This window comes from Vogesella fluminis, assembly GCF_014652335.1.
GTDB classification, from domain to species: Bacteria; Pseudomonadota; Gammaproteobacteria; order Burkholderiales; family Chromobacteriaceae; genus Vogesella; species Vogesella fluminis.
Genome location: NZ_BMYP01000004.1, coordinates 72372 through 94103, shown reverse-complemented (window position 1 = coordinate 94103; position 21732 = coordinate 72372). Strand labels below are relative to the sequence as shown.

The window sequence follows — 21732 nt, the reverse complement described above, 5'->3', positions numbered from 1 at the left end:
TCCTTTAGGAAGTCAGAACGAGCTGCCCGGCTGCGCCAGAAACTGCAGCTCGTCCGCGGTAGAGGGGCGCCCCAGCGCGGCATTGCGGTGGGGAAAACGGCCAAAGCGGGCGATGATGGCCCGATGCTTTTCGGCGTAGTCGACGACACCGGCGCGCTCCGGGCTGTCCGGCGGCAGGCTGTCGAAGCTGCGGATGGATTCATCCTGGTCGGCCAGCACTTCGCTGTGCTCCAGCGGCAGGTAGAAGAACCAGCGCGCCACCGGCGGCAATTGCTGCTCCAGCCCGCTGGCCAGCGCCGCTTTGGCCACCGTCCGCGCCGCCGCATCCAGCGCGAACGCCTGCGCCTGGCCGCGGAACAGGTTGCGCGAGAACTGGTCGGCCACGATCAGCCACGCCAGCACCGCGTGCGCGTCGGCCGCATCCGGCAGCAGCTCGCCGTCGGCGACGCGCTGCCACAGCGGCAGGAAACGCTGGCGGATGGCGTCGTCGAAGGCGGCATCCTTGCGGAACCAGGCGCTGCGGCTCGCGGCCAGCTGCGCGTCGTCCGTGCCGTCAAACCAGAACTGCAGTACCTGCGCCGCCCAGTCCGTCATCGCCGCCTCGCCTTGAATCACAGTGCAAACAGTTCGCGCTGATGGCACACCGCGGTGCCCAGCTTGGCCACCACGATGCCGGCGGCGGCATTGGCCAGCCGCATCGCCAGCGGCAGCGGCAGGCCTGCGGCCAACATCAGGCCCAGGGTGCCGATCACGGTATCGCCGGCACCGGACACGTCGTACACCTCCTGCGCCAGCGTCGGCTCGTGCACCGCGCCATCGGCACGGTACAGCGTCATGCCCTCTTCGCTACGCGTCACCAGCAAGGCGTCGAGGTTCAGCTCGCCGCGCAAGGCTTCGGCCTTGGCGCTGAGCTGCGCCTCGTTCTGCCAGCTGCCGGCCACCTGCTTGAACTCGCTGCGGTTCGGCGTCAGCAGCGTGGCGCCGGCGTACTTGCTGTAGTCGTCGCCTTTCGGGTCGATCAGCACCGGCTTGCCTGCAGCGCGCGCCAGCTCGATCATGCGCGCGACGTGGGTCAGGCCGCCCTTGCCGTAGTCGGACAGGATCACCACGTCGTGTTCGGCGACGATGGCGGCGTACTCGTCCAGCTTGTCGGCGAGGATTTCATGGCTGGGCGCGTCCTCGAAATCGAGGCGGATCAGCTGCTGCTGCCGCGCCACGACGCGCAGTTTCACCGTGGTGGCGATGCCGGCATCACGCTTGAGCGAAGCGCGGATGCCATCGGCTGCCAGCAGCCGCTCCAGCGCGGTCGCGGCCTCGTCGTCGCCGACCACCGACAGGATGGTGGCCCGGCCGCCAAGGCTGGCGATATTGCGTGCCACGTTGGCCGCACCGCCGGCGCGCTCTTCCATGCGGCTGATCCTGGCCACCGGCACCGGCGCCTCCGGCGAAATGCGGCTGACATCGCCGAACCAGTAGCGGTCCAGCATCACGTCGCCGACTACCAAGACCTTGGCTGCAGCCAGCTGTGCGGCCAACGTTGCGGGCGCGAGGCCCAGCGTGTTCAACAGGTTCATGCTCACCTCAACGGCCGATGGCGTGGTATTCGAAGCCCTGCGCGCGCAGCCAGGCCGGATCGTACATATTGCGGCCGTCGAAAATCAGCGGCTGCTGCAGCAGGCGTTTCAGTTCGGCAAAGTCCGGGCTGCGGAACGCCTTCCATTCGGTGGCGATCAGCAGCGCATCGGCGCCATGCAACGGGCTCATCATGTCGTCGGCGAAGCTAAAACCGGCGATGTCGGCCATGGTGCGCGACGCTTCGTGCATCGCCACCGGATCGAAGGCGAGCACTTGCGCGCCGCGACGGGTCAGCTCGTCGACGATCACGCGGCTCGGCGCCTCGCGCATGTCGTCGGTGTTCGGCTTGAACGCGAGGCCCCACAGTGCGAAACGGCGACCGCTCAGGTCGGCGCCGAACCTGGCGACCACTTTTTCCACCAGCCGCAGCTTCTGCGCATCGTTGGCGGCTTCCACCGCGGTCAGCACGCGCATCGCGTGGCCGTTGTCGCGGCCGGTAGCCACCAGCGCCTTCACGTCTTTCGGGAAGCAGGAACCGCCGTAGCCGGTACCCGGATACAGGAAGTGGTAACCGATGCGCGGATCGGAGCCGATGCCCTTGCGCACCAGCTCGATGTCGACGCCCAGCGTTTCCGCCAGGTTGGCCAGCTCATTCATGAACGAGATGCGGGTCGCCAGCATCGCGTTGGCGGCGTACTTGGTCAGCTCGGCGGAGCGCACGTCCATGAACAGGATGCGCTCGTGGTTGCGCTGGAACGGTGCGTACAGGCGGCGCATCATGTCGATGGCACGCTCGTCCCCGGCACCGACCACGATGCGGTCCGGCTTCATGAAGTCCTCGATCGCGGCGCCCTCTTTCAGGAATTCCGGATTGGACACCACGCTGTAGTCGATGCTGGTATCGCGTGCGGCCAACGTTGCCGCGATCGCGGCGTTGACCTTGTCGGCGGTGCCGACCGGCACCGTCGACTTGTCGACGATGACCTTGTAACCGTTCATGTGCTGGCCGATATTGCGCGCGGCAGCCAGCACGTACTGCAGGTCGGCGGAGCCGTCCTCGTCCGGCGGCGTGCCGACGGCGATGAACTGGATGTCGCCAAACGCCACCGACGCGGCCACGTCGGTGGTGAAGCTGAGGCGGCCGGCGGCAACGTTGCGCTTGACCATCTCCTCCAGCCCCGGCTCGTAGATCGGGATGCCGCCAGCCTGCAGCATGGCGATCTTGGCCGGATCCACGTCCAGGCACAGTACGTGGTTGCCCACTTCGGCGAGGCAGGTGCCGGTGACCAGGCCGACATAGCCCGATCCGATTACGGTGATGTTCATGCTTGTGTCGCCCGGTAGGATTGAATGTCGGCGTTGATCGCGGCCAGCGCGGCCAGCGGATCGGCGGCCTGGGTGATCGGACGGCCGATCACCAGGTAGTCGGCGCCGGCCTGCAGCGCGGCCACCGGCGTCATCACCCGGCGCTGGTCGTCGGCGGCGCTGTCGGCGAGGCGGATACCCGGCGTCACCAGCTTGAAGTCGCGGCCCAGCTCGGCCTTCAGCAGCGGCGCTTCCTGTGCCGAGCACACCACGCCGTCCAGGCCGCTGTCGCGCGTCAGCCGCGCCAGGCGCAGCACCTGCTCCTGCGGCGGCACGGTGATACCGATCTCGGCCAGATCGCTGGCCTCCATGCTGGTCAGCACCGTGACCGCGATCAGCAGCGGGCGCTGGCTGTACTGCGCCAGCGCCTCGGCGGCGGCGGTCATCATGCGGCGGCCGCCGGAGGCGTGCACGTTGACCATCCACACCCCGGCTTCGGCCGCCATCTTGCAGGCGTGGGCCACGGTATTGGGAATGTCGTGGAATTTCAGGTCCAGGAATACCTGGAAGCCGCGCGCCTGCAACTGTTGCAGCAGCTGCGGGCCGGCGGCGGTAAACAGCTCCTTGCCGACCTTCAGCCGGCACTGCAGCGGGTCAAGACGGGAGGCAAAGGCCAGCGCGGCATCGGCGGTGGCAAAATCCAGTGCCACCAGCACCGGCGAGGTAACGTTGGCCGCAAGGCCAGGCGCCATCAGGGGATTCATGTCGTTCCAGTCTTCAATGCTTGAAATCAATGGGTTTCCGAGCGGTTGGGGGTGAAGCTCTCCCACTCGCCGCAGGCCGGGCAGTGCCAGAAGAAGGCCCGCGAGCGGAAATTGCAGCGTTTGCAGCGATGCACGGTCAGGCGCTGCGCATGCTTCATGATCAGTGCGCGTGCCACTTCGGCATCCATGCGCCCTTCCGGGCTCAGTTCGTCCATCTGCGCTTCCACCAAGCGGTAGACGCCGAGCAGGTTCGGCCGCGCGTGCACCGCTTCGCGCACCGCCTCCAGCGCCTTGGCCTCGCCTTCGTAGGTGGCCACCTTCTGGTACAGCAGGTCGGTCAGTTCCAGCTGCGAAAAGGTGCGCTGGTAGCCGCGCAGCAGCGCAATGCCTTCCGCCGCCTTGCCCAGCGACTCGTAGGCGTCGAACAGGCGCTCGGCGGCCATCGCCAGGTATTCGTAGTTCTGCTTCTCGATCGCCTGCCACGCGGCGATGGCGGCGTCCGGCTGGCCGGTGGCGACCTCGATGTCACCGAGCAGGATGCTGGCGCGCACGCACTTGCGGTTGGCGGCAAACGCTTCCTGCACGTAGCGTCGCGCCTTGTCGTAGTCGGACTGGTAGAGCGCGCCCTGCGCCAGCTCGCAGAAAAACTGCGCCACTTCGTGCTGGAAGGAGTGGGCGTCGCTGCGCAGCTCGCGCGCGGTGGCGACCGCCTTCTCCCAGTCGCGGTCCTGCTGGTAGATGCTCAGCAGCTGCTCGCGCGCGGCGCGGCCCATGGTCTGGCTGGGCAGCAGCTTGACCAGGATTTCCTCGGCCCGATCGACCAGCCCGGCCTTGTGAAAGTCCTGCGACAGCTCGAAACGCACCAGCGCCTTTTGCTCGTTGCTGAGGTCGGGCTGCTCCAGCACCTGCTGGTGCAGGCGGATGGCGCGGTCGTTCTCGCCGCGGCGGCGGTACAGCTTGCCCAGGCTCAGCTGCACTTCCAGCGCCTGTGGATGGGCGCGTGCCACTTCCGCCAGCGAGCGGGCGGCGACATCGGTCCTGTCATCGACCAGCGCGTCCAGCCCCTTGTAAAAACCAGCCGGCACTTCGCGCGCCTGTTTCAGTACGGCGCGCATGTCGACGCGCGCAGCCAGCCAGCCCAGACCGAAAAATGCCGGGAACAGCAACAGCCACCACAGATCAATATCCAAAATCCAACCTCGGTACGGGAATGCCGGCAAACGGCAGAAGCAAATCAGTCAGCCAGTGCGTCGCTCGGGTCTTTGGTGACCCGGCTGCTGGCCTGTCTGGAGCGCAATTCCTTCTTGAGCTGCGACAGCTCGCGACGGACACGCAGGGAATAGGTAAAGGTGGCCAGCATCGCAATCAGCACGCCGGCAACAAAGAACACCAGCAACAGCAGGATCAGCGGCGCATTCCAGCTTTGCCCGAAAAACAGCTTGAACTCGACGATGGCACTGTTCTGCACGGTTACCGCCACCAGCAGCACCAGCAGCACCAGCTCCAGCAAGCGAACGAGGTAACGCATAACGACTCCGGCCTAGGCAAAAATTATGGCAAGTTTAAACGAAAGCGTGCGCCCCCCCAAGCCGGAAGCGGAATAAAAAAACGCTGCGGTAAACCGCAGCGTTTTGCAGACAGGCACATCGGACGCTTACTCGGAAGCCCCTGGGGCAAGATCCACGCGTTCGCGCAGCTCTTTGCCTGCCTTGAAGTGAGGCACGTATTTCTCAGGAACGACAACGCTGGAGCCGGACTTGGGGTTGCGGCCAACCCGCGGCGGACGGTAGTTCAGATCGAAGCTACCGAAGCCGCGAATCTCGATTCGCTGCCCTTTTGCCAGGCTGCCGGCCATCGCATCCAGAATGGTTTTGACGGCCAGCTCAGCATCTTTGGCGACCAACTGAGGATAACGCTCGGCAAGCCTCGCAATAAGCTCAGATTTGGTCATATCCATCACTTATTCGTTGCCGCCGGACAGTTTGGCCTTGAGCAGGGCGCCCAGGCTGGTAGTACCGGCCGACACGTTCGCGCTGGCATCAGCGGAGATCGCGCCCAGGGCCGCTTTCTCTTCCTGCATGTCCTTCGCCTTGATCGACAGGCTGATGGAGCGGGCCTTGCGGTCAACGGCGATGATCACAGCTTCAACCTCATCACCCTCTTTGACGTGGGTGCGGATGTCTTCAACGCGGTCACGCGACACTTCGGAAGCGCGCAGGTAGCCTTCGACGTCGCCATCCAGCTGGATTACGGCGCCCTTGGCGTCAGCAGACTTCACCACGCCCTTGACCAGCGCGCCCTTGTCGTTCATGGCAACGTAGTTGTTGAACGGATCGCCTTCCAGCTGCTTGATGCCGAGGGAGATGCGCTCTTTCTCAACGTCGATGGACATAACCACAGCGTCAACTTCGTCGCCCTTCTTGAAGCGGCGAACGGCTTCTTCGCCGGTCTCGTTCCAGGACAGGTCGGACAGGTGAACCAGGCCGTCGATGCCGCCTGGCAGACCAACGAACACGCCGAAGTCGGTAATCGACTTGATGGCGCCCTTGATCTTGTCACCCTTCTTGAAGTCGTCAGCGAAGGCGTTCCATGGGTTGGCCTGGCACTGCTTCATGCCCAGGCTGATACGACGACGGTCTTCGTCGATCTCGAGGATCATGACTTCAACTTCGTCGCCCACCTGAACTACCTTGGATGGGTGTACGTTCTTGTTGGTCCAGTCCATTTCGGACACGTGAACCAGACCTTCGATACCCTGTTCGATTTCAACAAAGCCACCGTAGTCGGTCAGATTGGTTACCTTGCCGAACAGGCGGGTGCCGGCAGGGTAACGGCGGGACAGGCCCACCCACGGATCTTCGCCCAGCTGCTTGAGACCCAGCGAAACGCGGTTCTTGTCCTGGTCGAACTTGAGAACCTTGGCTTCCACTTCGTCACCAACGGCCAGAACTTCGGACGGGTGCTTGACACGGCGCCATGCCAGGTCGGTGATGTGCAGCAGGCCATCGATACCGCCCAGGTCAACGAACGCACCGTAGTCGGTGATGTTCTTGACGATACCCTTGACCACCAGGCCTTCGCGCAGGGTTTCCAGCAGTGCCTTGCGCTCTTCGCCCAGGGTTTCTTCCAGAACCGCACGGCGCGAAACAACCACGTTGTTGCGCTTGCGATCCAGCTTGATAACCTTGAACTCAACTTCCTTACCTTCGTAAGGAGTGGTGTCTTTCACCGGGCGTACATCCACCAGCGAACCCGGCAGGAAGGCGCGGATGCCGTTAACCATGACGGTCAGGCCACCCTTGACTTTGCCGCTGATCACGCCAGACAGGATCTTGCCAGCTTCCAGAGCCTCTTCCAGGTCAATCCACGCAGCCAGACGCTTGGCTTTTTCGCGGGACAGCTTGGTTTCGCCAAAGCCGTTTTCCAGGGAGTCGATGGCAACGGTGACGAAATCGCCGATTGCCACTTCAACCTGGCCATTGTCACCCTTGAATTCTTCAACAGGGATCAGGGACTCGGACTTCAGACCGGCGTTAACGGTAACGAAGTTGGAGTCGATGGACACGACTTCAGCAGTGATTACTTCACCGGCGCGCATTTCTTGCAGAGCCAGGCTCTCTTCAAACAGGGCGGCGAAGCTATCCATTACGAGGTTAGTCATCAGATTTACTCTTGTTGCATGCCTTGCGTCACGCAGGGTCAGGTTTGGGGGCTGCCGGTGCAAGGAAACCGAAGCAGCGTGCTACAAAAATGAACAACCGGGCGCCTTTATCGTTCGCGAAACCACTGCAGCACCTGATTGACCGCCTGGTCAATGGTCAGGGCGGAGGTATCCAGCAAACGGGCATCCGGTTCTTGTCTCAACGGGGCAACGCTCCGTGCCGCGTCGCGCGCGTCACGATCACAAATATCCTGCTGAATCTGAAGGAGATTAGCAGATTCCCCTTTTGCGATCAACTGCTTATAGCGCCGCGCGGCACGTTCTTCGGCGCTGGCAGTCAGGAAAACCTTGAGCTCGGCACGCGGGAACACCACCGAGCCCATGTCGCGGCCGTCGGCCACCAGCCCCGGCGTCTGCTGGTAGGCACGCTGGCGCTCGAGCAGCGCGGCGCGCACACTCGGCAGCGCGGCGATTCTGGAGGCGCCCATGCCGATATCCTCGGCGCGGATCGCGGCGCTGACGTCGTGGCCATCCAGCCACGCCTTGTCGTCGGTAAAGGCCGCCGGCAGCTGTGCGGCCAACCTGGCGACCTGGTTTTCATCCTCCCAGCTCACCCCCTCGCGCAGCGCGTACAGCGCGGCCAGGCGGTACAGCGCGCCGGAATCGAGATAATGGAAACCCAGTTCGCGGGCAACGAGCGCCGCCACGGTGCCCTTGCCGGACGCGGACGGGCCATCGATGGTAATAACGGGTCGGAGCATGGGCATGACAGTAAAGCCTGACTGAAAACCCGATATTGTAACGCAGCCGCCGCCACAGCGGATGTTTGCGCGGCAATGCACAATAACGGTACAGTCGGTACAGAGATCACCCGATGCCGGCACGCCACGCGCGCGACCGGCGCAGACTGCGGCCAGCGCCGCACCCCGAACAGAATCAACGAACAAGACCGCCATGGAACAACTCACGCTGCACCCGATTCCCCGCCTCGCCGGCACCGTCAAACTGCCCGGCTCGAAGAGCATTTCCAACCGCACCCTACTGCTGGCCGCGCTGGCGGACGGCAGCACCCTGGTGCGCGAGCTGCTCGATTCCGACGACATCCGCCGCATGCTGGAGGCCCTCGCCACGCTGGGCGTGAACGTGGAACAGCAAGGCGACAGCCGCGATTTTCTGGTGCACGGCACCGGCGGCGCCTTCGCGGTGAAGGACGCCGACCTGTTCCTGGGCAACGCCGGCACCGCCTTCCGCCCGCTGACCGCCGCGCTGGCGCTGATGCAGGGCCACTACCACCTGCACGGCGTGGCGCGCATGCACGAACGCCCGATCGGCGACCTGGTCGACGCGCTGCGCGTGGCCGGCGCCGACATCGATTACCTCGGCAACGACGGCTACCCGCCGCTGCAGATCAAGCCGGCAGTCGTCAACAGCGGCAAGGTGATTCCGGTGAAGGGCAATGTCTCCAGCCAGTTCCTGACCGCGCTCTTGATGGCGCTGCCGCTGACCGGCGAGAGCGTCACCATCGAGGTGGTGGGCGAGCTGATTTCCAAGCCCTATATCGAGATCACCCTCAACCTGATGGCGCGCTTCGGCGTGACCGTGCAGCGCGACGGCTGGCAGCGCTTCAGCATCACCGCCGGCCAGCGTTACCAGTCGCCGGGCGAAATCCACGTCGAGGGCGACGCCTCCAGCGCGTCCTATTTCCTGGCGGCAGGCGCCCTGGCCGGTGGCCCGGTACGGGTGGAAGGGGTTGGCCGCAGCAGCATCCAGGGCGACGTGAAATTCGCCGACGCGCTGGCGCTGATGGGCGCCGAGATCAGCATCGGCGACAACTGGATCGAGGCGCGCGCGCCGCAAGGCGGCCTGCAGGCCATCGACGTGGATCTGAACCATATCCCGGACGCGGCGATGACCATCGCGGTGGCCGCGCTGGCCGCCAACGGCACCACCACCATCCGCAACGTGGAAAGCTGGCGCGTGAAGGAAACCGACCGCCTGGCGGCGATGGCCACCGAATTGCGCAAGGTCGGCGCCACGGTGGTGGAAACGCAGGACAGCATCAGCGTGACGCCGCCGGCGCAGCTGACCGCCAATGCCGAGATCGACACCTACGACGACCACCGCATGGCGATGTGCTTCTCGCTGGTGGCCCTGCTCGGCACCCCGGTGATCATCAACGACCCGAAGTGCGTGGCCAAGACCTTCCCGGACTACTTCGAGGTACTGGGCAAGCTGGCCGCCAACTGACCCCTGCCAGCCACGACAAGGCCGCTGCCATATAGCGGCCTTTTGCACGCCCGTCGCATGCCACACATAGAGAAACACAAAATGAGCAATCCGTTCACCCTGCGCCGCGACTTCATGGCGCGTTTCGACATGAACCCGCCGGCCACGCCGCAATTCGACACCGCCGCCCTCGCGATGTGGCAAACCATGCTGCAGGAAGAGTGGCAGGAGTTTTCCGTCGCGCTGCAGGACTACCAGCGCATCCAGCAGGCCGCGCCAGCGGAACAGACACGACTGCGCGCCGAACTGGCGGCCGAGGGCGTGGATGTGCTCAATGTGCTGATCGGCCTGCTGTTGTCGCAGGGGCTGCCGCTGGAGCAGATGTTCGCCGCCATCCATGCCGCCAACCTGGCCAAGTGCGTGGACGGCAAGGTGGTGCGCCGCGAAGACGGCAAGATCCTGAAACCGGCCGGCTGGCTGCCGGCGGACAAGGAAAGCGTGATTCGCGCCAGCGGTGGCTAGCGCCTTGCGGCCAACCTTTGCAGCAGCCTGTCCAGCTGCGCGGCGAATGCCTGGCGGTCGCGCTGGCTGAACGCCGCCGGGCCGCCGGTCTGCACGCCGCTGTCGCGCAGCTCGGTCATGAAATTGCGCAGCGTCAGCGCCTCGCGGATGGTGGCGTCGCTGTACAGCTCGCCGCGCGGATTGAGCGCCAGCGCACCCTTGGCCACCACCTGCGCCGCCAGCGGGATGTCCGCCGTCACCACGATATCGCCCGGCTGCGCCTGCTGCGCGATGTGGTTGTCGGCGACGTCGAAGCCGGCCGGCACCTGCTGCGCGCGGATGTGCGGCGACGGCGGCACGCGCAGCAGCTGGTTGGCGACCAGCACGGTGCGGGTGGCGGTGCGATCGGCAGCGCGGAACAGGATGTCCTTGATCACCGCCGGACAGGCGTCGGCGTCGACCCAGATGGTGGTGGCGTGCGGCGCGCTCATGCATTGCCCCGCAGGAACTTCTGGTGCCAGCCATGACGCGCCTCGCGCGCGCGCTCGAAACGCGAGGTCAACGCCGCGGCATCGCCGCTGGCCAGCTCATCGCGCAGGCTGTCCAGCGCCGCGCGGTAGCCGTCCAGCTCTGCCAGCAGCGCGTCGCGGTTGGCCAGCGCGATGTCGCGCCACATCTCCGGATGGCTGCCGGCGATGCGGGTGAAATCGCGAAAACCGGTGGCGGCAAAATCGAAACAGCGCTCGCCATCCGGCTTGGCGACAATCATGTCGACATAGGCGAAGGCCAGCAGGTGCGGCAGGTGGCTGACGGTGGCGAACACCGCGTCGTGCTCGGCGGCGCTCATCTCGTACACCCGCGCGCCACAGGCCTGCCACAGCTCGCGCACCAGGGCGGCGGCGGCGGCGGCCGTTTCCGGCAGCGGCGTCACCACGATGCGGCGGTTGTCGTACAGGCCGTACTGCGCGGCGACGGCACCGGACAGGTCGGAACCGGCAATCGGGTGCGCCGGCACGCACTGCGCCAGGTGGCCGGCGAGGTGCGCGCGCATCAGCGCCACCACGTCGCTCTTGGTGCTGCCGCCGTCGGTGACCACGCAGTGCGCCGGCAGCTGCGGCGCGATGTCGGCGAACACGCGCGCCATCTGCCCCACCGGCGTCGCCACCAGCACGATGTCGGCGTGGCGCACCGCGTCGGCGGCGCTGTGGCTGGCCTCGTCGATCACGCCCAGTTCGATGGCGCGCTCCAGGTTGGCCGCCGAGCGCCCGACCCCGATCACGCGGCCAACCTTGCCGGCACGCTTCAGTGCCAGCGCAAACGAGCCGCCAATCAGGCCGACGCCGATCACCACCAGGGTCAACTTGCCCTCACCCGCCTGCATGCTACCGTCCCGTTCTGTCGCTATCGAAGCGGCTATCATAACCTTATTTTTGCACTGCAAAAGGAGTAAACATGGCCGCCGCGCTTTACCTCTACTACTGCGTGCAGGACAACATTCTGCCAATCCGGCAGCAGGCAGAGACACTACTGGCAGAAATCGAAAAAATAATCGGCATCAAGGGCAGATTATTGCGACGCCGCGACGATGATCAGACCTGGATGGAGGTGTACGAGGCGGTGGCCGACGCCGACGCGCTGCAGCAGGCGCTGCAAGACGCGCTGGCGACGCGGCCGCTGCTGGCCGCGCTGGCGCGGCACGCGGAGTGGTTCGTGCCGCTGGACTGAGATGAAGAAAGCAGCCGGACTGCCGGTCGCTCACCAGCCGCCAGCTAGCGCCAGCGGCGCAGCAGCAGCGAGTTGCTGACCACCGACACCGAGCTCATCGCCATCGCCGCACCGGCGATCACCGGATTGAGCAGCCCCAGCGCCGCCAGCGGGATGCCGAGCACGTTGTAGATGAAGGCGAAGAACAGGTTCTGGCGGATCTTGCGCAGCGTGGCGCGCGACAGGCGGATGGCGTCGACCAGGTGCAGCAGGTCGCCGGCCATCAGCGTCACGTCGGCGGTGTCGATGGCGACATCGGAACCGGCGCCCATGGCAAAGCTGACGTTGGCCGCCGCCAGCGCCGGCGCGTCGTTGACGCCGTCGCCGACCATCGCCACCACCTGACCCTGCGCCTGCCACTGTTTGACCAGCGCCGCCTTGTCCTCCGGCCGCAGCGCGGCGTGCACCTCGGCGATGCCGGCCTGCGCGGCGATGTGTCCGGCGCTGGCCAGCTTGTCGCCGGTCAGCATCACCACGCGGATGCCCTGCGCCTGCAGCGCACCCACCGCCTGCGCCGAGCTGGCGCGCAGCTGGTCGGCCAGCGCAATCAGCCCCAGCGCCACGCCGTCGCGGCTGACCGCCAGCACCGTCTTGCCCTGCGCGTACCACGGCTGCGCCGCCACCGGCACGCTGCCCAGCGCCCAGTCCGGCACCCCGACCCGCAGCGTACTGTCACCCTGCGTGACGCTGACGCCCTGCCCGACGTGCGCCCGGAAGTCGCTCACCGCCGGCAGGGACAGGCCACGGGCGCCGGCCTCGGCCACCACCGCACGCCCCAGCGGGTGTTCGGAGCCGGTCTCGGCGGCGGCGGCCAGCGCCAGCAGGCCGTTCTCGTCCACCGCCGCCAGCGGCAGCAGGTCGCTGAGCTGCGGCTTGCCTTCGGTGAGGGTGCCGGTCTTGTCCACCACCAGCAGCCGGATCGCCGCCGCGTGCTCCAGCGCCGCGGCATTGCGGAACAGTACGCCGCGACGCGCGCCGTTGCCCATGCCGACCATCACCGCGGTCGGCGTCGCCAGCCCCAGCGCGCAGGGGCAGGCGATCACCAGCACTGCCACCGCGTGAATCAATGCCTGTTGCCAGTCGCCAGTCAGCAGCCCGGTAGCGGTGAAGGTCAGCGTGGCGATGGCGACCACCACCGGCACGAACACCGCCGAGATGCGGTCAGCCAGCTGCTGGATTGGCGCCTTGCTGCCCTGCGCCTCGGCCACGCGACGCACGATGGCGGCAAGCTGGGTGCGGTTGCCGACCGCGGTGGCGCTCACCTTCAGCATGCCGCCCTGGTTGTGGGTGCCGGCGTAGACGCTGTCGCCCGCGCGGCGCTCCACCGGCAGGCTTTCGCCGGTGAGCAGGCTCTCGTCCAGCACCGCCGCGCCGTCGATCACGGTACCGTCCACCGCCACCCGTTCGCCGTGCTGCACCAGCACCACGTCGCCCGCCTGCAGCGCCGACAGCGGCTTTTCCAGCACCACGCCGTCCTGCTCGACGCGCGCGGTTTTCGGGGTCAGCGCCAGCAGGCTGCGGATGGCACCGGCGGTGCGGCCCTTGGCGCGCGCCTCCAGCAGCTTGCCCAGCAACACCAGCGTGATCACCGCCGCGCTGGCCTCGAAATAGACGTGCTGCTGCGACCAGCCGGCCACCGTCACCCACGCCGACCACGCCCACGCCATGCCGGTGCCCAGCGCCACCAGCACGTCCATATTGGCACCGCCGCCGCGCAGCGCGTGCCAGGCGCCGCGGTAGAAGCGCCAGCCGACCAGCCATTGCACCGGGGTGGCCAGCAGCAGCTGCCAGTAACGCGGCAGATAGCCGTGATGGTTGCCCAGCAGCATAGTCACCATTTCCAGCAGGAAGGGCAGCGTCAATGCCGCCGCCAGCCAGAACCAGCGCAACTCGTGCCGGTAGCGCGCGGCGGCGCGCTGCTCGCGGCTATCGCCGCCCTGCTCCTCGGCAATGCGGGCGCCGTAGCCGGCCTGGCTCACCGCCGCCAGCAGCTGCGCGCTGTCGGGTGCGCCCGGCGCCAGCTGCAGCCGCGCCGTTTCGCTGGCGAAATTGACCGTCGCGCTCACCCCCGGCTGGCGGTTGAGCACCTTTTCGATGCGCGCGGCGCAGGCAGCGCAGGTCATGCCCTCGATCTCCAGCTGCAGTATTTGCGGCGGCACGCTGAAGCCGGCCTGCTCGATCGCCGCCACCAGCTGGCCGACATTGTGCTGCTGCGGGTCGTAGCTGATCTGTGCACTCTCGCTGGCAAAGCTGACGCTGGCGCTGACCCCCGGTTGCCGCGACAGCACTTTCTCGATGCGCAGCGCGCAGGCGGCGCAGGTCATGCCCTCGACAGGCAGGGTGATGCGGGTGGCAGACATGGCACGGCTCCGGGGATGGTCGATACTGATCCATAGTATACCCCAGCAGGGTATATGACAAGTTGCCGCCGGCCGCCCTGTTTCTCGCAACGCCCCAGCAAACACCGCCCCACCAAACACTGCGGCCAACCTTGAGACAAGGTTGGCCGCAATGGCGACGACGGTGGCGGTACTAAGTGGTGATGGCGGTGACGGCGGCTAACCCATCACCCGGTTGCGGCCGCCCTGCTTCGCCAGGTACAGCTGGGTATCGGCACGATTGAGCAGGCTCTCCACGTCCTCCCCGCCCTGGAACGCGGCCACCCCCAGGCTGGCGGTGATCCGCACCGTGCGGCCGTCGGCGAGGATCACCGAGGTGCTGATCGCCGCGCGCAGCCGCTCCGCCGTCACCAGCGCCGCGGCAAGGCCGGTTTCCGGCAGCACGATGACGAACTCCTCGCCGCCGAAGCGCACCACCCAGTCGATGTCCTGCCGCAGCTGGCTGCCCAGGCGCTGTGCGATGGCGCGCAGCACCTCGTCGCCGGCGAGGTGGCCAAAACGGTCGTTGACCGGCTTGAAGTGGTCGGCGTCGCAGAACACCACCGCCAGCGGCCGCTGGTAGCGCTGCGCGCGCTCCAGCTCCGACGGCAGCCGCTCGCTGAGCAGCGCGCGGTTGTAGCAGCCGGTCAGCCCGTCGCGGATCGACAGCTCGCGGATGTCGCTGAGCGCGGCGTCCAGCTGCCGGGTGCGCTCCTCCACCTGCTGGTCCAGGGTGTCGATGTGGCGGCTGATCGCCGCCTGCAGCGTGGCAAAGCCGCGCGCCACCAGGTCGATCTCGTCGTGATGCGGCCGCGCCGGCCGCGACAGCTGCAGCGGCGCAGTCAGCGATGACGGCGCCAGCCGGCCGGCAAAGTCGGCCATGTCGCGCAGCGGACGCTCCACCTCACGGCGCAGTACGTAGGCGACCAGGCCGCAGATCAGCAGCGTCAGCAGCAGGTAGCCGAGGAAGACGGCGAGCAGCGCCTGCGTCAGCGCCTGGTACAGCAGCGCCGGCTGCACCGCGATCAGCAGCGTGCCCAGCGCCTCGCCGCTGCCGCGCGGCGGCGGGATGTCGAAGCGGCGGCCGGGCTGCTGCCGCAGCAGCGCGGCGTCGCCGGCCTCGAACACCTGGCCGGTGGCGACATTCAGCCGCGCGTAGCCGATCTCCGGCTTGGCGGCGATGGTTTCCAGCTGGCGCCGTACCGCCTCGGCTTCGATGTCCCAGATGCCGACCGACAGCATCGGCAGGTTGCTGCTGACGATGTCCTGCAGCGTGGCCTCGAAGCGCTGCTGCACCTGGCGGTAGGTCAGCACGCCCTGCACCGCGCAGAGCAGCAGCGCGCAGGCGGTCGCCAGCAGCATGATGCGGCGGATCAGCACGTGGGCGAGCGGACGGTAGGCAGCGGTCACCATGACTCCTCTGGCATTACAGCAGCTGGCGGAAATCGAAGTTGTAGCGGCGCAGCCCGGGGTTGTGCTGCTTGCTGTAGCGGCGGAAATCGACGCGGCTGAAATCCAGCTTGCCGTAGCGCTGCATGAAGCGCGCCGCGCTGCGGTCGTCGAACAGGGTGAACATCGGCCGCACCAGCTCCAGCCCCTCGTCGGCAAAGTCGCGCCCATGATGGTAATCGTAGAGCATCACCAGCGACCAGGCACCGGCGATGAAGTGGCCGCCGGCCAGCACGCTGAGGCTGCCGTCGCGCAGCGCCGCCAGCGCCTGCGCCGAGGTATTGATGCCGCTGAAGAAGGCATCCTTGCCCGGCGTGCCGCCGCGCTGGCGCCAGGCGTCCATCGCGCCGAAGGCCATCAGGTCGTTGCCGGCCCACAGCAGCCGCACCTGCGGATAGCGCCGGAACAGCCAGCCGCCCTGCTCCTGTGCACGCTGCCGGTCCCAGCCGGCGTGGACCTCCTGCAGCAGCACCACGTCGCCGGCCTCGGTCACCGCGCGGCGCATGCCTTCGCTGCGCAGCAGGGAACTGGGCGTCGAGCGGTCGCCGCCGATGGCCAGCAGCGGCAGCTTGCCATTGATACGCGGCAGGCCGGCACGGCGGCCGCGCTCGATCAACGCCCGCGCGGTGAGGTAGCCGGCATCCTCGGCACGCGGCACCAGCGAGCCGAGCCAGTGGCGGAAGTGCATGCGCGGCAGGCCGATTGCCGGTTGGCCCGGCTGGTCGTCGCGGCCACTGAAGGCCATGAAGCTGCGGATGCCGGCGGCCTCGAACAGGCGCAGCAGCTCCGGCGCGGTGCCGTAATCGTTGCTGAACACCACGTAGTCCGGCCGCTGCGCCGCCGGCAGCGCGATGATCTGCCGTGCCAAGACCAGCACGCGCGGATGCTCGCGCTCGGCGTACAGCACCCGCAGCCGGATGCCGAGATCGCTTGCTGCCGCCTCCATCGCCCGCGTCGCGGTCAGCCAGTACACCTCGTCGCGCTTGCCGGGATTGATGAAGGTCACCGACAACGCCATCGCGGGCAGGCTGAGGCAACACAGTAGCAGGGCAAGCATTCGGCGCATGGTGACGGACCCGTGACGAGACGATGGCGATTGCGCTGCCGCCCCGCGCCAGCGCGGGCGCGGCAATGCCGGCAAGCTGCCGATTATGGCGTGCCCACCGGCCAGCGCCAACCCTGCGGCCGTGAGGGGTGCCACAGGCGGGCGGCGGCTTGCCCGCACCGCGGCCGGCGCCATACCGCAACAAGGTTGGCCGCAACACCAAACATAGGACATCCACAACAAAAACGCCCGTACCGGCAGGTACGGGCGTGGCCGCGACAAAGCGTCGGGATCAGTGTACGGCTGCGGTGCGCATCTTTTCGGCACGGCCGCGCAGCCATTCCAGCGTCAGCAGCAGCGCGATGGAGAACAGGATCAGCACCGTGGCCGCGGCGGCGATCGCCGGGCTGATGTTTTCCTTGATGCCGCCGAACATCTGCCGTGGCAGCGTCGACTGTTCCGGACCGGCCAGGAACAGGGTGACCACCACTTCGTCGAACGAGGTGGCGAAGGCGAACAGGCCGCCGGAGATCACGCCCGGCGCGATCAGCGGGAACACCACGCGGCGGTAGGTGGTCAGCGGGTTGGCACCGAGGTTGGCGCTGGCCTTGATCAGGTTGGCGTTGAAGTTGCCCAGTGTCGCCGATACGGTGATCACCACGAACGGCACGCCCAGCGCGGTATGCACCAGGATCAGGCCGAGGTAGCTGCTGGTCAGCCCCAGCGGTGCGAAGAACAGGTAGGCACCGACACCGACGATCACCACCGGCACCACCATCGGCGAGATCAGGATGCTCATCAGCAGCGACTTGCCGGGGAAGTCGCTGGAAGTCAGGCCGACCGCGGCCAGCGAGCCGAGCACCATTGCCAGCAGGGTGGCGACCGGTGCCACGATGAAGCTGTTCTTCAACGAATTCAGCCACACCTCGTTACCGAAAAACTCGTGGTACCAGCGCAGCGAGAAGTTCTCGATCGGGTACAGCAGGAAGGTGTTGTCCGAGAACGAGAGCGGAATGATCACCAGCAGCGGCGACACCAGGAAGATCAGGACCGACACGCACAGGATGCGGAACGTCCAGAACCAGATGCGCTCGATCGGGGAAGCGTAGTTTGGCAGCATGATTTACCCCAGACTCAGTTTGTTAGCACCCACCAGCTTGCTGTACACCGCGTACAGCGTCATGGTGGCAACCAGCAGCAGCGAGCCCAGTGCCGCGGCCATGCCCCAGTTGATGGTGACGTTGGTGTAGAACGCGACGTAGTAGCTGACCATCTGCTCTTGCGGGCCGCCCAGCAGGGCCGGGGTGATGTAGTAGCCCATGCACATGATGAACACCAGCAGGGCGCCGGCGGCAACACCGGCTACCGTCTGCGGGAAGTAGATCTTCCAGAACGCGGCGAACGGGTGGTCGCCCAGCGAGATGGCGGCGCGCATATAGGTCGGCGGAATGCTCTTCATCACGCTGTAGGCCGGCAGGATCACGAACGGCAGCAGGATGTGCACCATGGCGATGTAGACGCCGGTGCGGTTGAACGCCAGCTGCAGCGGCTCACCGATGATGCCCAGCCCCATCAGCGCGGAGTTGATCAGACCCTCCTGTTGCAAGAGCACGATCCACGATGCCACCCGCACCAGCACCGAGGTCCAGAACGGCAGCAGCACCAGGATCATCAGCAGGTTGCTCTTGCGCGCCGGCAGGTTGGCCAGCCAGTAAGCAACCGGGTAGCCCAGCAGCACGCTGATCAGCGTGATCCACATGCTCATCCACAGCGTGCGGCCGAAGATGCTGAGGAAGGCGCGTTCTTCTTCCGGCGCCAGCTCCGGGGTGCCGGCCTTGGTTTCACGCAGGTCCAGCGAGCTGTACAGGTAGTACGGCGTCCACGACTTGGCGTTCTTGGCGATCACGTGCCAGTGCTCGGGGTCGCCCCAGCGTTCATCCATCGCGATGAACTGGTCGCGCACCGATTCACCGGCAGCCACTTCCAGCGGCATCTTGCGCGCGCTGCGCTGGATCAGCGAGCGGAAGCCGCTGATGTCCATGTTCAGGCGCTTGGAGATTTCGGAAACGGTTTTCTGCTCCTTGGCGATGGTCAGGTCTCGTGCCATCGCGGCAAACACCGCTTCCGATGGCAGGCCGCGGCGATCCCAGCCGGCGATCTCGGCCGAGGTCTGCGGCAGATAGGTAATGACTTCCGGGTTATCCACGCTGCGCTTGAGCAGCATGGCAATCGGCACCAGGAAGGTCAGCAACAGGAACAGCGCCAGTGGCGCAACCAGCGCGATAGCCTTCAGCTGCTTGTTGCGACGTTCGCGGGCCAGCTTGACTTTCAGGGATTCGCCGTCGGCGGCAGTCAGTGGCGCATTCATGGTCATGGTCTCGGACATGGGCAAACACTTGATGAGTGCAACCCGGTCAGGACCGGGCCGCATGGCAGCAGACAACGGCAACCGTCCCCCGTTGCGGCCAACGTTGGCCGCAACGGGATCCGGCCGCCAGGACAGCGGTTAGCGTGCAGCCCAGGCGTTGAAACGCTCTTCCAGCTCTTCGCCGTTCTCAACCCAGAAGTTCACGTCCAGAGCCAGCGCGCTACGCAGGTTGGCCGGCCAGGTCGGCAGGTTGGATGCCGAGCGCGGATCGACTTTCTGGATTGCCTTCATATTGGTCGGGCCGTAGGCGATCTTGCTGGAGTAAATGGCCTGGTATTCCGGCTTGCTGGCGTGGGCGATGAAGTCCATCGCTTCCTTCAGCTTCGGCGAGCCCTTCGGAATCGCCCACGAGTCGACGTCGTACACGCTGCCGGTCCACACCACTTTCAGGTTCTTGCCTTCCTTCTGTGCGGTATCGATACGGCCGTTGTAGGCCGAGCTCATCACCACGTCACCGGAGGCCAGGAACTGCGGCGGCTGCGCGCCGGCCTCCCACCACTGGATGTTCGGCTTCAGCTGGTCCAGTTTCTTGAAGGCACGGTCCACACCGGCCTTGGTCGACAGTACCTTGTACACATCGGCCGGCTTCACGCCGTCAGCCTGGATCGCGAATTCCAGGGTGTACTTGGCGCCCTTGCGCAGGCCGCGCTTGCCCGGGAATTTCTTCACGTCCCAGAAATCGGCCCAGCTCTTCGGTGCCACTTTCAGCTTGTCGGCGTTGTAGGCCATCGCGGTGGACCACACGAACATGCCGACGCCACATTCGGTCACTGCCGGTTTCACGAAGTCGGCCTTGTTGCCCACTTTCGCCCAGTTGATCTTCTCGAACATGCCTTCTTCGCAGCCACGCAACAGTTCCGGCGATTCGACTTCCACCAGATCCCAGCTGACTTTCCTGGTATCGACCATGGCCTTGATCTTGGCCATTTCGCCGTTGTAGTCACCGGCGGTGATCTTGTGGCCGGTGGCCTTTTCGAAGGTCTGGTAGTAGGCCGCAACCTGGGCGTCCTTGTTGGCGCCACCAAACGAGATCACGGTCAGGTCCTTGGCCATTGCCGGGGCGGCCAGCGCCATGGCAACCGACAATACAGCAACGCGTGGCAGGTATTTCTTGGTCATTGTCATTCTCCTCTGGGGGTATTGCTCATTTGCACTACATGGGGTTTTTTCGCCTGTAGGCAGGCTTGTTTTTAGTGGCTGACGACAGCGGAATCAAGGGCGCGGATATCGCGCGCCATCCAGCCGACATCGAGCATGTCGCCGGTTTTCCAGCTGCTGTCCAGCTCGCCGACCGGTACCTTGACCATGAAACCGCTCTGGCCGGCAATATCAAGGCGCAGGCGCACGTGATCGCCGAAATAGATGAATTCCGACAGCTTGGCCTTGAGACGGTTTTCACAGGCATCGGCCAGACGGTTGAGGCGCACGCGCTCCGGACGGATGGACATCGAGGTCGGCTCACCGCTGCGGCCAATGCAGATCGCCGAAGCCTTGACCACTTCGCCGCTGGCCAGACGCACTGCACACTGCTGGCCGGCAACATCGATCACTTCGCCGTGCAGGGTGTTGTTCTCGCCAATGAAGTTGGCAACGAAGGAGTTGACCGGTGCCTCGTACAGTACGTTGGCCGCATCGATCTGCTGGATCACGCCGTCCTTGAATACCGCCACACGGTCGGACATGGTCAGCGCCTCGCCCTGGTCATGGGTCACGTAGACCACGGTGATGCCCAGGCTTTCGTGGATGTGCTTGATCTCCAACTGCATGTGTTCGCGCAGCTGCTTGTCCAGTGCGCCCAGCGGCTCGTCCATCAGCACCAGCTGCGGTTCGAATACCAGCGCCCGCGCCAGTGCCACGCGCTGCTGCTGGCCACCGGACATCTGGCCCGGATAGCGGTTGGCAAGGGCTTCCAGCTTGACCATGCCCAGCGCCTTTTTCACGCGTTCGGCGATCTCGCTCTTGTTCATCTTGCGGATGGTCAGCGGGTAGGCGAGGTTTTCCGCCACCGTCATGTGCGGGAACAGTGCGTAGTTCTGGAACACCATGCCGATGTTGCGCTTGTGCGGCGGCACGTTGTTGAGCAACTGGCCGTCAAGGCGGATTTCGCCGTGGGTCGGGGTTTCAAAACCGGCCAGCATCATCAGGCAGGTGGTCTTGCCGGAACCGGAGGGGCCGAGCATGGTAAGAAATTCCCCGCGACGGATGTCGAGGTCGAGATGCTTGACGATCAGAGACTCGCCATCGTAGCTCTTCTGCACGCCACGAAAGCTGACCAGTGCGTCACTGGCCGGTGTCGAGATGCCCATCCAGTATTCTCCATTTTGTAGTTCCGCAATGCGGAATTGCGTTTCAGTTTATTCAGATTAGCCAGCATCGCTTGGGCTGTAAAGCGCTTTTATTATGCATACCGGGATGGCTAATCTGTGCTCAACCAGCGTCTATTAATTTAACCGCACCGTTTAATAAAACAAGCAAAAATTATCGGTTCCTCCTGCGACAGACATCCTTCTCCCCAAGACATCGGAATAAACAGCACCTTGCCGATGCGCAAGATCCACTGCTTCTGGCAACAAATCTGCCGATATGCACAAAAAATGGAATATGGTGCACCGCAATCGCCCTTATTCCGCACCATA

At 65.6% G+C, this 21732-nt stretch carries 21 protein-coding genes; 3 read left to right on the top strand and 18 right to left on the bottom strand.

The annotated features are described in order from the left end of the window. Window positions 1–12: 12 nt before the first annotated feature. From IE083_RS02450 to cmk, 9 genes are all read right to left on the bottom strand, one after another. Complete coding sequence (locus IE083_RS02450) at window positions 13–594, bottom strand: DUF924 family protein (protein ID WP_189352054.1); 582 nt, start codon at window positions 592–594, stop codon at window positions 13–15. Window positions 595–611: 17 nt separating this feature from the next. Then, complete coding sequence (rfaE1, locus tag IE083_RS02445; protein WP_189352053.1) at window positions 612–1574, bottom strand: D-glycero-beta-D-manno-heptose-7-phosphate kinase; 963 nt, start codon at window positions 1572–1574, stop codon at window positions 612–614. A 7-nt stretch (window positions 1575–1581) separates the two neighbouring features. Then, complete coding sequence (locus IE083_RS02440; protein WP_189352052.1) at window positions 1582–2901, bottom strand: UDP-glucose dehydrogenase family protein; 1320 nt, start codon at window positions 2899–2901, stop codon at window positions 1582–1584. Next, the gene (gene pyrF / locus IE083_RS02435) at window positions 2898–3644 is read right to left on the bottom strand and encodes an orotidine-5'-phosphate decarboxylase (protein WP_189352051.1); all 747 of its coding nucleotides are present in this window, start codon (window positions 3642–3644) and stop codon (window positions 2898–2900) included. Before pyrF ends, IE083_RS02440 begins: the two co-directional genes overlap by 4 nt. A gap of 26 nt (window positions 3645–3670) precedes the next feature. Continuing rightward, window positions 3671–4834 carry a lipopolysaccharide assembly protein LapB gene (gene lapB, locus IE083_RS02430; RefSeq protein ID WP_189352050.1) on the bottom strand — a complete coding sequence of 388 codons (1164 nt, stop codon included), beginning with the start codon at window positions 4832–4834 and terminating at the stop codon, window positions 3671–3673. 44 nt (window positions 4835–4878) lie between these two features. Next, entirely contained in the window at window positions 4879–5172 is a 294-nt protein-coding gene (locus tag IE083_RS02425) for a lipopolysaccharide assembly protein LapA domain-containing protein (protein WP_047966126.1), read from the bottom strand. 126 nt (window positions 5173–5298) lie between these two features. Next, window positions 5299–5595 carry an integration host factor subunit beta gene (locus IE083_RS02420; protein ID WP_047966245.1) on the bottom strand — a complete coding sequence of 99 codons (297 nt, stop codon included), beginning with the start codon at window positions 5593–5595 and terminating at the stop codon, window positions 5299–5301. 9 nt (window positions 5596–5604) lie between these two features. Beyond that, complete coding sequence (rpsA, locus tag IE083_RS02415; RefSeq protein ID WP_229799560.1) at window positions 5605–7305, bottom strand: 30S ribosomal protein S1; 1701 nt, start codon at window positions 7303–7305, stop codon at window positions 5605–5607. 107 nt (window positions 7306–7412) lie between these two features. Next, a complete protein-coding gene (gene cmk / locus IE083_RS02410; protein WP_189352079.1) occupies window positions 7413–8066 on the bottom strand; it encodes a (d)CMP kinase in 654 nt (217 codons plus the stop codon). Window positions 8067–8259: 193 nt separating this feature from the next. On the opposite strand from cmk, the gene aroA reads away from it, so the two are divergent. Both aroA and IE083_RS02400 read left to right on the top strand, forming a co-directional pair. Beyond that, window positions 8260–9552 (top strand): 3-phosphoshikimate 1-carboxyvinyltransferase, encoded by a 1293-nt coding sequence (gene aroA / locus IE083_RS02405; protein ID WP_189352049.1) that lies wholly within the window; start codon window positions 8260–8262, stop codon window positions 9550–9552. 81 nt (window positions 9553–9633) lie between these two features. Beyond that, entirely contained in the window at window positions 9634–10053 is a 420-nt protein-coding gene (locus IE083_RS02400; RefSeq protein ID WP_189352048.1) for a pyrophosphohydrolase domain-containing protein, read from the top strand. On the opposite strand, the gene IE083_RS02395 is transcribed toward IE083_RS02400, so the two are convergent. Both IE083_RS02395 and IE083_RS02390 read right to left on the bottom strand, forming a co-directional pair. After that, on the bottom strand, window positions 10050–10523 hold the full coding sequence (locus IE083_RS02395) for a YaiI/YqxD family protein (RefSeq protein ID WP_189352047.1): 474 nt from the start codon (window positions 10521–10523) through the stop codon (window positions 10050–10052). The two genes, IE083_RS02400 and IE083_RS02395, sit on opposite strands and share 4 nt — an antisense overlap. Further along, window positions 10520–11413, bottom strand: coding sequence for a prephenate dehydrogenase (locus IE083_RS02390; RefSeq protein ID WP_189352046.1), 894 nt, complete (start codon window positions 11411–11413; stop codon window positions 10520–10522). Before IE083_RS02390 ends, IE083_RS02395 begins: the two co-directional genes overlap by 4 nt. Window positions 11414–11484: 71 nt before the next feature. Between IE083_RS02390 and IE083_RS02385 the strand changes: the two genes are divergently transcribed. After that, complete coding sequence (locus tag IE083_RS02385; RefSeq protein ID WP_189352045.1) at window positions 11485–11757, top strand: DUF4936 family protein; 273 nt, start codon at window positions 11485–11487, stop codon at window positions 11755–11757. Window positions 11758–11801: 44 nt separating this feature from the next. On the opposite strand, the gene IE083_RS02380 is transcribed toward IE083_RS02385, so the two are convergent. The 7 genes from IE083_RS02380 to IE083_RS02350 all read right to left on the bottom strand — a co-directional run bounded on the left by IE083_RS02380 (window position 11802) and on the right by IE083_RS02350 (window position 21402). Beyond that, a complete protein-coding gene (locus tag IE083_RS02380) occupies window positions 11802–14156 on the bottom strand; it encodes a heavy metal translocating P-type ATPase (RefSeq protein ID WP_189352044.1) in 2355 nt (784 codons plus the stop codon). A 198-nt stretch (window positions 14157–14354) separates the two neighbouring features. Continuing rightward, complete coding sequence (locus tag IE083_RS02375) at window positions 14355–15587, bottom strand: GGDEF domain-containing protein (RefSeq protein ID WP_189352043.1); 1233 nt, start codon at window positions 15585–15587, stop codon at window positions 14355–14357. 13 nt (window positions 15588–15600) lie between these two features. Beyond that, window positions 15601–16689: an ABC transporter substrate-binding protein gene (locus tag IE083_RS02370; RefSeq protein WP_189352042.1), complete on the bottom strand. Its 1089-nt coding sequence runs from the start codon at window positions 16687–16689 to the stop codon at window positions 15601–15603. Between the two features lie 271 nt (window positions 16690–16960). Then, window positions 16961–17788 (bottom strand): ABC transporter permease, encoded by an 828-nt coding sequence (locus IE083_RS02365; RefSeq protein WP_189352041.1) that lies wholly within the window; start codon window positions 17786–17788, stop codon window positions 16961–16963. Between the two features lie 3 nt (window positions 17789–17791). After that, a complete protein-coding gene (locus IE083_RS02360; protein ID WP_189352040.1) occupies window positions 17792–19054 on the bottom strand; it encodes an ABC transporter permease in 1263 nt (420 codons plus the stop codon). A gap of 120 nt (window positions 19055–19174) precedes the next feature. Then, the gene (locus IE083_RS02355; RefSeq protein WP_229799559.1) at window positions 19175–20215 is read right to left on the bottom strand and encodes an ABC transporter substrate-binding protein; all 1041 of its coding nucleotides are present in this window, start codon (window positions 20213–20215) and stop codon (window positions 19175–19177) included. A gap of 71 nt (window positions 20216–20286) precedes the next feature. After that, complete coding sequence (locus IE083_RS02350; RefSeq protein WP_189352038.1) at window positions 20287–21402, bottom strand: ABC transporter ATP-binding protein; 1116 nt, start codon at window positions 21400–21402, stop codon at window positions 20287–20289. Window positions 21403–21732 lie beyond the last annotated feature (330 nt).